Annotated in this window: 10 protein-coding genes; 9 read left to right on the forward strand and 1 reads right to left on the reverse strand. The window is 40.6% G+C overall.

Features of this window, described 5'->3' with window-relative positions; all coding sequences use genetic code 11:
- Positions 1 to 55 precede the first annotated feature (55 nt).
- The 7 genes from AC57BQ_RS06975 to AC57BQ_RS07005 all read left to right on the forward strand — a co-directional run bounded on the left by AC57BQ_RS06975 (position 56) and on the right by AC57BQ_RS07005 (position 12,395).
- On the forward strand, positions 56 to 958 hold the full coding sequence (locus tag AC57BQ_RS06975) for an AraC family transcriptional regulator (RefSeq protein ID WP_496405587.1): 903 nt from the start codon (positions 56 to 58) through the stop codon (positions 956 to 958).
- A gap of 50 nt (positions 959 to 1,008) precedes the next feature.
- Positions 1,009 to 2,802 carry a DUF885 family protein gene (locus AC57BQ_RS06980; protein ID WP_496405588.1) on the forward strand — a complete coding sequence of 598 codons (1,794 nt, stop codon included), beginning with the start codon at positions 1,009 to 1,011 and terminating at the stop codon, positions 2,800 to 2,802.
- A gap of 48 nt (positions 2,803 to 2,850) precedes the next feature.
- The gene (locus AC57BQ_RS06985) at positions 2,851 to 4,260 is read left to right on the forward strand and encodes an APC family permease (protein ID WP_496405589.1); all 1,410 of its coding nucleotides are present in this window, start codon (positions 2,851 to 2,853) and stop codon (positions 4,258 to 4,260) included.
- Between the two features lie 195 nt (positions 4,261 to 4,455).
- Positions 4,456 to 6,162, forward strand: coding sequence for a DUF3863 domain-containing protein (locus AC57BQ_RS06990; protein WP_496405590.1), 1,707 nt, complete (start codon positions 4,456 to 4,458; stop codon positions 6,160 to 6,162).
- A gap of 85 nt (positions 6,163 to 6,247) precedes the next feature.
- Positions 6,248 to 8,689, forward strand: a complete 2,442-nt coding sequence (locus AC57BQ_RS06995) for a glucosidase family protein (RefSeq protein ID WP_496405591.1) — start codon at positions 6,248 to 6,250, stop codon at positions 8,687 to 8,689.
- Between the two features lie 140 nt (positions 8,690 to 8,829).
- Positions 8,830 to 11,007, forward strand: coding sequence for a peptidase domain-containing ABC transporter (locus AC57BQ_RS07000; protein ID WP_496405592.1), 2,178 nt, complete (start codon positions 8,830 to 8,832; stop codon positions 11,005 to 11,007).
- 86 nt (positions 11,008 to 11,093) lie between these two features.
- Complete coding sequence (locus AC57BQ_RS07005; protein ID WP_496405593.1) at positions 11,094 to 12,395, forward strand: HlyD family secretion protein; 1,302 nt, start codon at positions 11,094 to 11,096, stop codon at positions 12,393 to 12,395.
- A 60-nt stretch (positions 12,396 to 12,455) separates the two neighbouring features.
- Here AC57BQ_RS07005 and AC57BQ_RS07010 read toward each other — a convergent pair whose 3' ends face one another.
- The gene (locus AC57BQ_RS07010; RefSeq protein WP_496405594.1) at positions 12,456 to 13,301 is read right to left on the reverse strand and encodes a response regulator transcription factor; all 846 of its coding nucleotides are present in this window, start codon (positions 13,299 to 13,301) and stop codon (positions 12,456 to 12,458) included.
- Between the two features lie 441 nt (positions 13,302 to 13,742).
- Here AC57BQ_RS07010 and AC57BQ_RS07015 point away from each other — a divergent pair, with 441 nt between their 5' ends.
- Positions 13,743 to 14,123, forward strand: coding sequence for a CAP domain-containing protein (locus AC57BQ_RS07015; protein ID WP_496409461.1), 381 nt, complete (start codon positions 13,743 to 13,745; stop codon positions 14,121 to 14,123).
- 131 nt (positions 14,124 to 14,254) lie between these two features.
- The gene (locus AC57BQ_RS07020) at positions 14,255 to 15,028 is read left to right on the forward strand and encodes a GH12 family glycosyl hydrolase domain-containing protein (protein ID WP_496405595.1); all 774 of its coding nucleotides are present in this window, start codon (positions 14,255 to 14,257) and stop codon (positions 15,026 to 15,028) included.
- Positions 15,029 to 15,190 lie beyond the last annotated feature (162 nt).

The following is a 15,190-nucleotide window of genomic DNA, read 5'->3' on the forward strand; positions in this document are numbered from 1 at the left end:
ATTAGTTTTTTAAGTTAAGTAAATGTAAATTCAAGAAGAATTAATTCATATCAAGATGAAAGTTTTACAATTTACCATCCCGTTGCCCCACGATAAAAGTGTGATAGTAGAAAAAGTTTGTCTGCCCCATCATTACCCATATCTACACCGGCATAAAGAGATCCAGATCACCTGGATAAAACAGGGTGAGGGAACTTTGATAGCTGGAAATAATATGCATGATTATTCGGCAGGGGATGTGTTTTTTTTAGGCGCCAACTTGCCTCATGTATTTAAAAGTAATCCTGAATATTTTGCTCAGAACACCAATAAACAAGTAGAAGCGTTAACTATATTTTTTGACCCGGAGGGGACTCTGGCCTCTTTTTTTGATCTGCCGGAGATGACCCATGGCAGGATCTTTATGCAGCAGCACCAGCAGGGGTTCAAAGTTCCTGTTGATAATGCCGATGAAATCTCACAAATAATGACCACCCTAAAAAATGCTTCAGGCTCCGATCAGCTTGTGCAGTTTTTATATCTGCTTAAGGGATTAACTAACATCAAAGATAAATTGGATCCATTATCCACCTATGGCAACCTCCCGGGCATCACCGAAAACGAGGGCATACGCATAGGGAAGATCTATAATTTTATCATGCTGCATTACAGTGATCCCATTACACTGGAGGACGTAGCCAAGGTAGCCTATATGACGCCGGAATCATTTTGCCGCTATTTTAAAAAGCATACCGGTCATACTTTTGTATCATTTCTAAATGAGATCAGGATCAATGAAGCCTGTAAAAAACTCATCGCCCATAAATTCGAAAGCATCAACTCCATTGCCTACAAATGCGGGTTCAACAGCATAACAAATTTTAACCGGGTGTTTAAGTACGTTATCGGTAGTTCACCACGCGGCTACATGGATACTTATAACAATAACCTGATAAGCCTGAACAGGGCCGCCAGCTAATAATCGCCAGAGAAAAATTTGCGTTCACCTTACCCTTTAATAAATAAACAGTGTTTACAACTCTTACCAAAAGCTATTTCATACTTCTAATTACACTTTGTTTAACTATAACGGCCTTTAAGGGTAAGGCGCAAACCCCCAATAATCTTTACGAACAAACCAGCGAAACGGCCGGCTTGGTTATCCGGTATGGGCAGGATATTAGCGCTATCAAAGATTTCTACTCCCCATATAGCGTTAACGAGCATGCCGAATATCAGTATAAAATTGATGTGCTCAATTCGCCCGAACAGCGGAAAAGATTGACAGAAGTTAATAACGATTATTTAAAACAGCTTGATCAAACGGACTTTTCTGCACTGAGTATATATGGTAAGGTTGATTATATACTGCTTAAAAAGAAGATCAATTTTGAATTGCTTGGTTTAAAAAAAGAAGATGAACAGTATAACCAGATCACTAAATATATTTCATTTGCTGATGGGGTCTATGCGCTGGAACAAAAACGGCGTCGCGGCAGTTACGTGGAGGGTGAAAAGGTAGCTGATGAACTTAATAATATACTAAAAGAACTAAAAACGGACTCCCTGGCCTATCATAATCTCCCTGGTTTAGATATGCCTCTGGCAAAAATGACCAAGGATGCATTACTGGGCTTAAAAGGCAGGTTAAAGGATTTTTATAATTTTTACAATACCTTCGACCCCAATTTTACCTGGTGGGTGCCCGAACCATACAAGGCCCTGGATAAAGCATTGCAAAAATATAGTGACCTTGCTTTGAGTAAAGGCAAAATTAACACTACTCAAAAGCCAGATAGCAGTGGTATAAAAGGAGTGCCGATTGGCAGGCAGGAATTGATCAATCAGTTACAGGCCGAAATGATACCCTATACTCCCGAAGAGTTGATTAAACTGGCGAACAAAGAGTTTGCCTGGTGCGATAAGGAAATGCTGAAGGCATCGCAGGAAATGGGCTTTGGCAACGATTGGAAAAAGGCGCTCGAAAAGGTAAAAAACAGTTATGTGCCTGTAGGGCATCAACCGGAGTTGATCGTGAAGTTGTATAATGACGCTATCAGCTTTATTAAAGAGCGTGACCTGATAACCATACCACCGCTTGCTGAAGAAACCTGGGGAATGGTGATGATGTCGCCGGAAAGGCAGTTGGTAAACCCTTTTTTTACAGGAGGGAAGGAGATCAGTATTTCGTACCCGACCAACACTATGCAGCTACAGGACAGGTTGATGAGCATGCGCGGTAATAACCCTTATTTTTCCAGGGGAACGGTACAGCATGAGCTTATCCCGGGTCATAACCTTCAATATTTTATGAATAGCCGGTACAAAGCATACCGTCAGGATTTTACCACTCCTTTTGCCATAGAGGGATGGGCATTATACTGGGAGTTGCTGCTCTATGATAAAGGTTTTGCTAAAACACCTGAAGAAAGAGTTGGTATGCTGTTTTGGCGGATGCACCGCTGTGCAAGGATCATATTCTCACTCAATTATCATTTAGGTAACTGGACACCACAACAATGCATTGACTTTTTGGTAGACAGGGTTGGGCATGAAAGGGCCAACGCCGAAGGTGAGGTAAGAAGATCATTCAAGGGCGATTATAGTCCGCTTTACCAGGTGGCTTATTTGTTGGGAGGTCTGCAACTCATGGAACTTAAAAAAGAGATGGTGGATAGTGGTAAAATGAGCTATAAGCAATTTCATGATGCGGTTATCAAAGAAAATCTTATTCCTGTTGAAATGTTAAGGGCCACGCTAATCAATCAATCTTTAAATAAAGATTTTACTACCAGCTGGAAATTCTATGATTTTAATAAATAACACTATACTAATCATCATCCCTCATTAAAACACTGACCGTTTAGTTATATGGATAACAGCACCTCGTTTAAACCATCACTAAGGCTGATTGATGCTACTATGCTGGTAGCCGGTAGCATGATCGGTTCGGGAATTTTTATTGTAAGTGCGGATATTACCCGTAACGTAGGCAGTGCAGGCTGGTTGATATTAGTTTGGCTCATCACCGGCTTTATGACCCTGACAGCGGCCCTGAGCTATGGCGAATTAAGCGCTATGTTCCCCAGGGCCGGCGGCCAATATGTTTATCTAAAAGAAGCCTACAGCCCCCTAGTTGGTTTTTTGTATGGATGGAGCTTTTTTACGGTGATACAAACTGCCACCATAGCAGCGGTTGGTGTTGCCTTCGCGAAGTTTACGGCTTACCTGCTGCCGCAGATCAGTGAGGACCTGGTGGCCATTGATCTTGGTTTTATAACCATATCGCCTGCCCAATTGCTTTCTATTTTGGTTATTGTGCTGTTAACCTATATCAATACCCGGGGTATCAATAGCGGTAAAATAGTGCAAACCATATTCACTATGGCTAAACTGCTTAGTTTATTGGGTTTAATTGTTTTTGGCTTGTTTGCCCTAAAGGCTTCTGTATGGAACAGCAACTGGCATGATGCCTGGAGCATACACCGTTTAAAAACTGACGGATCTATCGCATCGTATACCACAATAGCCGCACTGGGTGCTATTGCATCTGCTATGGTGGGCTCCATATTCAGCAGCGACTCCTGGAACAACGTAACTTTTATTGCTGGCGAAATAAAAAATCCGAAAAGGAATATTGGCTTAAGTCTAGCCCTGGGTACGCTCATTGTTACCGTAATATACATTTTAACCAATATTATGTATACAGGCGTTCTGTCGTTGCATGATATTGCTGTGGCAGAAAAAGATAGGGTAGGTGTTACCGCGTCACAGCAGATCTTTGGAAGCTCTGGTACCATAATTATAGCCTTGCTCATCATGGTATCCACCTTTGGCTGCAATAATGGCCTTATCATGTCGGGCGCCCGTGTATACTATTCAATGGCTAAAGACGGATTGTTTTTTAAGCGGGTAGGTACACTTAATAAAAATGCAGTCCCCGGATTTGGCTTATGGCTGCAATGCATTTTTGCCTGTTTATGGAGCCTAAGCGGCAAATATGGCGATCTGTTGGATATGATATCATTTGTAGTGGTTGTATTTTATGTATTGACCATTGGTGGTATATTTATATTGCGCAAAAAAATGCCCGGTGCTGAACGGCCATATAGAGCTTTTGGATACCCCGTTTTACCATTTATTTACATGATCATGGGGCTGGCATTCTGTCTGCTCCTCATTAAGTATAAACCTCAATACACCTGGCCAGGGCTGATCATTGCGCTTGCCGGTATACCCGTATATTATTTTATTGGCGGTAGTAAGCAGAGAACGATCTGATCTATCAATTTACCAAAACATACCATACAGTAAAAAGCTGACCTCCTGAAAAGACAGACAGGGATAGTGGATCCTTGAGCTATGGCTACATTAGCTTAAACCATTATAATGCTATACGATGAAGTTGACTCATATCTCTGTTTTAGAGACTGAATTGAAAACTTCCATCGTAAGGCTATTCCGTAATCTATTTTAATGAAAAACACCATCAGCAAAGTTTTTGGAGGATCTATCATCATTGGATTGATGTGCATTTGCACGCTAAGCTCTTTTCACAGTCAGAATAAACAGGAAATAACGCCCCCAGAAGATCAGCCAACGCCCCGGATTGTCAATATCGTCAATTTTATACGTTTACTGGAACCCCGTGATGCAGCGATTACAGAGGATGTGTTGTATCAGACTGTGGTTAAGCAAGTGGAGATCATGAAAAAATACAAGCTCGGAGGCACCTTTTTATTACAATATGACGCCCTTATTAATCCCAGATATCAAAAACTACTGAAGACTTTACCCCGCGACTCTTTTGAGATAGGAGCTTGGTGGGAAATTCCCCAACCCCAGGTAGAGAAGGCCGGATTACAATGGCGCGGACGATATCCCTGGGATTGGCGTGCTAATATTGGTTTCTCAACCGGTTACACACCAAAGGAGCGTGAAAAACTGATCGATGTGTACATGACCGAATTTAAAAAGATCTTTGGATATTACCCCAAATCGGTGGGTTCCTGGTTCATCGACAGTTATAGTTTGAATTACATGTATCAAAAGTACCACATTGTTGCCTCCAGCAATTGTAAAGATCAATACGGTACAGATGGCTATACTTTGTGGGGCGGTTATTGGAACCAGGCTTATTATCCAAGTAAGATCAACTCATATATGCCTGCCCAAAACGAAAAGAATCAGATCCCGGTGCCGATCTTCCGGATGCTGGGATCCGATCCTATACGCCAGTATGATAACGGCCTGGGTACAACCCGACAGGGCGTGGTAACATTAGAGCCCGTTTATAAATTCGGCGGAGGGGATTCTACCTGGGTCAACTGGTTCTTAAAATCGTTTACAGAAGATAAGTGCCTTGGGTTTAACTATACACAGGTGGGGCAGGAAAATTCTTTTACCTGGGACGCTATGGCTAAGGGGTTCGAGATCCAGATGCCTTTACTGGCCCGGTTGAGGGATGAGCATAAGATCAGGGTTGAAACTATGGAAACATCCGGGCGCTGGTTTAAAGAAAAATATAAAGTTACCCCGGCTACTTCATTTGCAGTAAGTAAGGATATCGAAGGCAGTGACCTTAAAACAGTGTGGTTCAATAGCCGTTTTTACCGGATCAATCTGCTATGGGAAAATGGTAATCTTCGTATTCGCGATCTGCATCTTTTTGATGAAAGCTTTCCCTCTGTTTATACCAAACAGGTAGCGACATCTAATGAATGCTCCTTTTTTACCTTACCGGTAATCGATGGGTATATTTGGAGCAAGCCTAATCAAATAGCTGGCTTAAGGTTAAAAGTATTAGTTGACGGTCAGGAAGTATTGATAAAGGGGAAAGATCCGGTATACAGCCAAACTCAATCCGGTCACTTACATGTATCCTGGCCATTAACATCTGTCAAGGGATCTTTTGAGATGGATATGGATGAAAAACAACTGAAAATGAGCTTAACTAGCGACCATCCCTATACTTGGTATTTTGATATGACTACCGCTACAGATGCAAAATTACCTTTTGAAAAAATGACTGATAACCAGATCGAGTGCGGTTTTGAAGGTATGGAATATATTTTTAAACCGATCAAAGGTAGTTTTTCAGAACCAGGGAACGGGGTTTTGTTCCGCTTAAAGCCCCAAATGAATACTATTCTTTTTGATCTTTCTGCCATCAAAAAGTCTTGAATTTTAAAGTTGTAACCTTATGTTCATCAAAAAAATACAAATTCTTTTCATTTATTCCCTGTTCGTTTTTTCGTTTACCCGCAGCATGGCGAAAACGACAATGGAAGAAGACAAATCGATCACCTTAAGTAATGCTCATATGTCAATGATAATTAACTATGGGGATAAAGCCAGCATTACTTCGCTTATTGTTAATGGGCAAAAGGTGGTTAGCGGAGTGGATGGTGCCTTTACATCGGTAAAGGTTGGCAGCATCACTTATTCTTCTTTGCATTTGAAAGGCAAACCGGTATTAACACGTTCTACGGCTGGCATCCGGATCAGTGGAATCAGCTATGGTGGTGAAGGGCTGACCATTAATGAAAATTGGATCTTCCTGAAACAAAAGGATGGCATTAAATGGGGTATTGAAAGATCTTTTTCAAAAGGGGTGAAGGTAGAAGAGACAGCTATGCCTGTTATTAATTTTGATAATATCAACACCTGGGAAGGTGCTTACCAGGGCTATGGTGGTATTGCCTGGTTTTACCTGTTTAATGAAAAACTATGTACCTATGGCGTTCATACCCGGTCATCAAGCTTTTGGAACAGTAAGACCGGGAATGGGTTAAACATTACTTTGGATGCGCCTGGTAAAGAGGTAGCAATGAAGTACACACGTACCAACGAAGACAAATTGGCTTATACCATTACTGTTGCTGATCAGGAAATGCTACCCCGCACAGATAGTGGAACCAACCGACGGCGGTTTATCAGGAAAGCTACAGATGTATGGGCTCCTTTTAATATAACCAGTGGCAAAAGCGCGCAAAGTTTAACATTCAGCTATTTTGATTATCATGAAAAGTATGGCAGGGGTAAACTTGTGGGTATAAACGGTGATCAGATGAATGCTGTATTGGGTACAATTGCCCGCATTGGTGTTATTGATTCACTCCATTTTGGTGGAAATAGTTGGGCAACACCCTATGGCCCGATATGCCTGCACGAACAATATATTGGCCAACTAGGCTTAGGTATTAACGACCCCAATTATCTTAACGGATATGAAAGCTGTCTTGATTTTTACCGGGATCACGCGATAAAGCCTGATGGACGGGTTTATCCGCGCTGGGCATATACCAATGAAGATGCCATGCCCAACCAGTGGAACAAAGATGGTTTTTATGAAGCCCAATGGGGTATACTAATGGATTCAAATCCGGATTTTGTTACCAATGTGGCCGAATTATATGACATGACCGGTGATCAAAAATGGGTAAAAACGCACCAGCTTTCCTGCGAAAAGGCCTTGGACTGGATCCTGAAAAGAGACAGCAACGGCAATGGCCTGGTTGAAATGATGACCAATGTTACAGGGCAAAAACAAAGTAGCGACTGGATAGATATCATTTGGGCATCCTATGAAAATGCTTTTGTGAATGCCAAACTTTATCACGCCCTGGTAAAATGGGCAACCGTAGAACGTTTGCTTCACAATTCGGTTAAAGCGGGTCAATATGAAGCCTTCGCGGCAAAACTCAAAGTAAGTTTCAATAAACCCACCACTGCGGGTGGTTTTTGGGATGAAGAAAAGAAATGTTACGTTCACTGGCGGGATAAGGATAACACCATACATGGCCGTAATATGGTTACCCCGGTTAATTTTATGGCCATCGCCTACGGTATTTGTGAAGATCGCCCCCGGCAAAAGCTTATACTGGATAATATAGAAGCACAAATGCAGCGGGAAAAACTTTTCTTCTGGCCATTAGCCATGACCTCTTACACCCCCGACGAAGGAAAGGAATATCAGTTCCCGTTTCCTGAATATGAAAACGGTGATCTGTTTTTATCATGGGGATCTTTAGGGGTTAAAGCCTACGCAGGCTATAACCCTGCTATAGCCATTAAATATGTAAAAAATGTATTGGCGCAATATGGTAAAGACGGGTTGGCTTACCAGCGGTATGGCCGTTTGAAACAGGATGGCCGGGGCGATGATATATTATCAGGTAACAGCCTTTCCATCGTGGGTTTATACCAGGCTATATATGGTGTAAGCCCTTTGTACAACCGCTTTTATCTCGAGCCTCATATCACGCCGGAGCTGGCGGGTACCCAACTGAAATATAATTTCAGAGGCCAGCGCTTAACCATAAATCTGGATAACGATAGTTACTCTGTATCCAACAAAACATTTAAGGTGATAAGCCCTGAAAATTTTGGTTTTAACGCCACTGTTAATCAATTGTCCTATTTTAATGGCGACAATCCACACGCAGCACTGCAGATTACCACAGATAAGCCCTTTACATTAAAGCTAAATAATTGGGGGAAAAAGAAAATAGAGTGGCAGCAGAGCATAATCAAGCTATCACCAACACCACTTACTTATCTCATCAGTCAGCTAAGTCCCAACACGCTGTATGTGATTTCTGTTAATGGACGTCTTTTACAAAAAGCAAGCAGTAATAGCAATGGAGAGCTGCTGGTGCATTACAAACCATTACATATAAAAGAGAAAATAAATATAGATGCCGGGTAGATAGATACCGTTACCGGTATAACGGGCCAATATAGTATTTATCGAAAAAAATTGATCGGCGCAAAAAAAACAATCTTATTATGAGTTAAATTTCTATTTTGTACTAACAAACATTTAAGTTTATAGGCAAACTATCTACTATGTCTTTTCCTCATTATAAGCAACCTGACCAAATGGACTGCGGTCCTACTTGCCTGCGGATGATCACCAAGCATTATGGTCGTAATTTTACGATACAAACCCTAAGGCGGCTTTGCGAGATCAATAAAGAAGGAGTATCCTTATTAGGTATCAGTGATGCTGCCGAAAAAATCGGCTTTCGGTCTATAGGTGTCAAGCTAAATGCTGTCCAACTAAAAGACGCCGAACTGCCTTGTATCCTTCATTGGCGGCAAAATCACTTCGTAGTATTGTATAAGATCAAAAACCATAAATACTATTTAGCTGATCCTGCCGACAGTTTAATAGCTTTAAGCGAAGCCGATTTTAATCGTAATTGGGAAAGTGACAAAGAAAGTACCGAGGGAATTGCCCTCTTACTTTCGCCTACACCAGTCTTTTATGAGCAGGAAGACGAAAAAGGCAGCGAAATCAGATGGTCGTTCCTGTTACGATACCTTATTACTTACCGCAAGCTGGTTATCCAACTACTGTTTGGCCTGGGTATTGGCAGTTTGTTACAGCTTATTGCTCCTTTCTTAACACAGTCAATAGTTGATATTGGTATCAATACCCGCAATCTTAATTTCATTTACATCATTCTTTTTGCGCAAATAGCACTCATCATAGGCCGGGTCAGCGTCGACTTTATCAAATCATGGATATTGCTGCATATCAGCACCCGGGTAAATGTGTCCATCCTTACCGATTTTTTGATCAAGTTGATGAAACTGCCCATGAGTTTTTTTGATACCAAAATGACCGGTGACATTATGCAGCGCATGAGTGACCAAAAAAGAATCGAAAGCTTTTTAACAGGATCCACATTAAGTACCATATTCTCCATGTTTAACCTGTTCATTTTTTCGGTGGTGCTGGCTTATTACAACGTAACGATATTCTTTGTATTCGCTGTTAGCAGTATATTATATACTGCATGGATAGTGCTTTTTTTAAAACGACGCAGGACGCTTAATTATAAAAGTTTTGAAGTATCGGCCAAAAACCAGAGCAGTATAGTGCAGCTGATAAGTGGCATGCAGGAAATCAAACTAAACAACTGCGAACAGCAGAAACGATGGGAATGGGAACACATTCAGGCGCGTTTGTTTAAGTTCAATGTGAAAACCCTTGCCCTGAGTCAATATCAGCAGGGCGGGGCTACCTTTATTAACGAAGGCAAAAATATACTGATCACTTTTTTAAGCGCCGAAGCGGTGATCAGCGGCAATTTAACTTTAGGAGCCATGGTTGCTGTGCAATATATTGTTGGCCAGTTAAATAGTCCTATTGAACAATTATTAGGCTTTATCCAGGGGTTCCAGGATGCCAAGATCAGTCTGGAACGTTTGAACGAAATTCACCAGATGGATGATGAGGAACCCGTAGACAGGGAATGGAGTCATTCCCTTCCAGAAAATAAAAGTTTATCCATTAGCAATCTCACTTTTCGGTATCCCGGTGCCGGGAACGAGCCGGTATTGGAAAATATAGACATGGTCATTCCTGAGGGTAAAACTACGGCCATAGTAGGCATGAGTGGCAGCGGAAAAACAACCATATTAAAACTACTCCTGCGCTTTTATGAACCCCAAAAAGGAGATATTAAAGTTGGTGGGCAACAGATCAGTAATATTGGTTTTAAAACCTGGCGCAGCGGATGCGGTGTTGTTATGCAGGATGGGTTTATTTTTTCCGACACCATAGAACGCAACATCGCCGTAGGTGATGATTATCCGGATAAAGCTAAATTGCGACATGCCATAAAAATAGCCAACATTCAGGACTTTATTGACGGGCTTCCTTTAGGTCTGAATACCAAAATAGGTTCTGAAGGAAATGGCATCAGCCAGGGACAACGCCAGCGGATGCTGATCGCCCGTGCTGTTTACAAAGATCCGCATTATATATTTTTCGATGAGGCCACCAACGCATTAGATGCCAATAATGAAAGGGTGATCATGAATAACCTGAATGAATTTTTTGAAGGACGTACCGTGGTCATTGTAGCCCATCGGCTAAGTACGGTGAGCAACGCCGATAATATTATCGTATTGGATAATGGGCGTATCATTGAACAGGGAACACATCATCAGTTAACCGCGCTTAAAGGTGATTATTATAAATTAGTTAGAAATCAATTGGAATTGGGGACTTAAGATCAGATGTGCAGATTACAAAAATTTAGATTATAAATCATCCTTAAATCTTGTTCATCATCAGTGAAATCATAATAATAACAACCATGCCAATAGCCCATATAAGCAATAACGAACCTGTCAGACATACCGACGATATGCAGGATATTATTACTACTGTACCCTCGTGGATATTACGCTGGGGTATCACCCTGTTTTTTGGTATTCTGATACTGATAGTTTCCCTGTCGGCGTTGATAAAATATCCAGACATTGTTAAAACAAAGCTTAAAATAGAATCACCAAATTCACCAAAACCCGTGGTTGCTAAAGTATCCGGGAAATTGATCAAACTATTGGCGAAAGAAAATGCCACCGTTGTTACAGGACAGGCATTAGCCTACATGGAAAGTACAGGTGATCACGATAAAATTTGGCGCCTGGCCATAAATTTAAAAGAATTGCAAACGCAGGTATTGCAAAACAAACCGGTTAGCCAGGTGCTTTTTTCGCAATCTGATAATATTCAGTTTGGCGAGCTGCAATCGGCTTATCAGATTTTTTACCAGGAATATTTGAATTATAAATCGGCTATTAATGACGGGTTTTATTTAAAAAAGAAGGGTTTTCTGCAAAATGATCTTTTGGATCTGGCCAAACAAGTTGAACAATTAAATCAGCAAAAGCAAATTCAGCAGCGCAGTTTTGTTATTGCTGATGATGATTACAAAATGCATAAAAAACTGGAGAAGGAGAGGGTTGAGACCCCCGCCGAACTGCGTCAACAGGAAAGTAAATATCTGTCGCAAAAATCCCCTTTGGTGCAAACCGAATCGGCTTTGATCTCTGCTAATAACAATTACTCTGCCAAGGAAAAGGAAATATTGGAGTTGGATAACCAGATCAGGGAAGAAAAGGCTAAATTTTTACAAGCGCTCAACAGCCTGATCAGTCAGGCCGAAGATTGGAAAAGCAAATATATTTTAATAGCAGCTCAGTCGGGCAAACTCTCGTACGCAGGGATTGTTCAAGAAAACCAGGTACTTAACCTGGGTCAGGAAGTTTTTTACATAAATCCGGGCAATGAAGCATTTTTTGGGCAAATGTCCATCCCTCAGGATAATATGGGTAAGATCAAAGAAGGACAGGAAGTATTGGTAAAACTAAGAAGTTTTCCCTTTGAGGAGTATGGCATGATCCGGGGTAAAATAAGTTATATTGCAGATGTCCCATACAAAGACAGTGTTTTTGTTTCTAAAGTTGATTTTAAAATACGAAACGCATCGGATATGAAAAGACCGATCCATCTTAAACAGGGGATGATGGCTGATGCCGAGATCATAACACAAGAGGCCACCATCCTGCAAAGAATAAGCCGGAGTATGTTTAAAATGATTGATAATAAGTAGTGCCTGTCTAAAAATTCCTTTTAAATTCTAATAGGACTAATCAGTATGAATTGCCGTTGGTTAGTGATTTATGTAAATTGCCCCGGTATCATACCCGGAAATATATTTTGAAGGAGCCAAACCATAAAGGTTACTGAAAGATTTGGTAAAATAAGCAATAGAATTAAACCCAACCTTATATGCAATTTCTGAGATATTATAGCTCGTTTTGATAAGCATTTCGGCTGCTTTTTTCAAACGGATGATGCGGATAAACTCTTTGACTGACTGACCTGATATGCTATCAATTTTCCGGTAAAGCTGCGCTCTGCTCATTCCAATGGCTTTGGCAAAATCATTTACTCCAAAAGTCGAATCATCAATGTTTTCCTCAACAATCCGATAGGCCTTTTTAATGAATTTAATGTCTGCGGGGATTATATCATAGCCATGTTCATTTAAGAAGTTTCTGCTTAATATCCTGCGTGTATTGATCAGATTTTTGATTTTTACAGGCAGGATATACGATGATAATGTTTTTGATATATAATCGTCACAACCGCATTCCAATCCTTCTAGTATTTGCTGGTCCGATGTGTTATCAGTGAGTAACACCACTGGAATATGACAGGTTCTGGCGTCATCTTTAAGCTTTTTACATAATGCAATCCCATTGATATGTTGCGCAGAAACATCAATTATAATGATATCTGGTTTTTTTGATGCCGCGTCTTCAAAGCCGTCGTCACCACATGCAGAATGGATAAGGTCGTACGTATCCATAAACATGTTTTTAACGAACAGGCTTTGTTGTGGATGGGTTTCAATAAAATGCAACACGGCTTTTGTACTGGATTTGTAATTGCGCATGCCGGCTTCATGATCAAAGCGCAGATGTGTTTCTGATTTTGAAGAATTGATGTCCATGTCTGATGCTTTTCTATGATGAATGCGTATTGCTTTATACCAGCAATATTGTTGTAGGCTGATTCCGGTAAAAAATAAATAGGCTGTGAACCTGATGTTATAATTGGTTTATCCTGCCCTGGTAACAATTAAAATCCCAGGTAGCTTGGTTGGAAATAAAATTACACAGACAGCTGGTCATTAATGTATATATATACACCCACAAATGTTAATGTTATTTTAACTTGTTTATTTTCAGCTTATTATAATATTTCTATTTTTCGTCAGAGGTTTTGTTGTGTTGAATTATTCAAAAAAGTATATCTAATTTTACCTGCCTATCAGAAGTTTACAGCAATGTCTCAGAAGAATATATTGAATGTTCCCGTTTTAATGTTATGTCTTATTATCCTTACAGGTTGCTCGAAAACAGAGTCGCCTCAAAACGACATACGGGAGGGAATGTTGGCTGCCGTAAATAAATTAAGACACGAGGGATGTACATGTGGTGACATATACATGCCGCCGGTTGGAGAATTAAAGTGGAATGCCTCCTTAGCAACCGCAGCCGATCAGCATGTAAAGGATATGGTGAGCAATAACTATTTCAGCCACATTGCGCCCGATGGCTCATTCCCTATTTTAAGAGCTCAAAAAGCGGGTTACACAGGTTTATATGTTGGTGAAAACATCGCACGTGGATATACAACCATTGCCACAGTGGTTAATGGCTGGAAGAATAGCGAAGAACATTGCAAGGCCATGATGGATACACTTTACTTAGACATGGGCGCCGCAAGATTAGATGACTACTGGGTGTTGGACTTTGGAAGAAACCAATAGTTATATATTATAAAAGAGGCATTCGGAGATATTAGTGTAAATAATTGAGAAACTGGTACAAACCTCAAGGCGTTTCGGCCATATATATTTGGTATTAATTAACCAATTAATTAATACCTCAAAATTACTTTATGAAAAAAACTCTTTGTATGCTGCTAATAGCGGCATTATTTACTGCTACTGCGTGTAAAAAAACTAATGTAGAACCAGCAATGGTCAATGGGCAGGTTGAAGCCAATTGGTCTTCCTCGGCTCAGTATGCTTCCTGGCAAAACGGTGGATATACTGTGTATAATAATATTTGGGGCAGTGGAGCTGGTTCGCAAAGCATTTGGGCCAACTCTTATAGCAACTGGGGAATATGGGCCAATCATCCTAACACAGGAGGTATTAAGTCTTATCCCAATTCGACCAAATATGTGGGGGTAGCGCTCAGCAGTTTGAACAGCTGTACCAGCAGTTTCAATGTGACCATGCCATCCAGTGGCGCATGGGAGGCTACATATGATATATGGGATAGTAATAATCTTTATGAAACCATGTTATGGATGAATTATACAGGTAATACCGATGGTAGCGGAAATGTTAAACCAATATCATATAACTGGAGCGCCGCGGGTAACCCGGTACCAGTATATACCAATTTATCGATCGGAGGTCAAACCTGGAACGTTTTCAGGGGTAACAACGGAAGCAATGACGTTTTTTCGTTTTTAAGAACGAGTAAAACAAACTCAGGTACAGTTGATGTGAAAGCAATTCAAAACTGGATAAAGGGCAAGGGCTGGTTTGGTAATATTACTTTAGGTAATGTGCAATTTGGTTTTGAGATCACCTCATCCTACGGAACCAATGGTGCAGGGTTGAATTTTACAACAAACAGCTATTCCGTAAGTTATAACTAATACGGTATATATAGGGGGTTATTTAAGCTATACTTTAAAAATTCATTAATGATCATGGCCGGTAGCGGCCATGATCATTTTTTTTACAGGTTTGGATGAATTAGATTTATAAATATTGTCCAGAGTATTTTTTGGATTTATATATTCAAAATTCGATATTTA

Source organism: Mucilaginibacter sp. BGA-UO-ETr-C110, from assembly GCF_059567985.1.

Excerpts from the sequence above, each read along its gene's own strand:
- AC57BQ_RS06975 (WP_496405587.1), top strand. The coding sequence starts at position 56 with ATGAAAGTTTTACAATTTACCATCCCGTTGCCCCACGATAAAAGTGTG.
- AC57BQ_RS06985 (WP_496405589.1), top strand. The coding sequence starts at position 2,851 with ATGGATAACAGCACCTCGTTTAAACCATCACTAAGGCTGATTGATGCT.
- AC57BQ_RS06990 (WP_496405590.1), top strand. The coding sequence starts at position 4,456 with ATGAAAAACACCATCAGCAAAGTTTTTGGAGGATCTATCATCATTGGA.
- AC57BQ_RS06995 (WP_496405591.1), top strand. The coding sequence starts at position 6,248 with ATGGCGAAAACGACAATGGAAGAAGACAAATCGATCACCTTAAGTAAT.
- AC57BQ_RS07000 (WP_496405592.1), top strand. The coding sequence starts at position 8,830 with ATGTCTTTTCCTCATTATAAGCAACCTGACCAAATGGACTGCGGTCCT.
- AC57BQ_RS07005 (WP_496405593.1), top strand. The coding sequence starts at position 11,094 with ATGCCAATAGCCCATATAAGCAATAACGAACCTGTCAGACATACCGAC.
- AC57BQ_RS07010 (WP_496405594.1), bottom strand. The coding sequence starts at position 13,301 with ATGGACATCAATTCTTCAAAATCAGAAACACATCTGCGCTTTGATCAT.
- AC57BQ_RS07015 (WP_496409461.1), top strand. The coding sequence starts at position 13,743 with ATGTTGGCTGCCGTAAATAAATTAAGACACGAGGGATGTACATGTGGT.
- AC57BQ_RS07020 (WP_496405595.1), top strand. The coding sequence starts at position 14,255 with ATGAAAAAAACTCTTTGTATGCTGCTAATAGCGGCATTATTTACTGCT.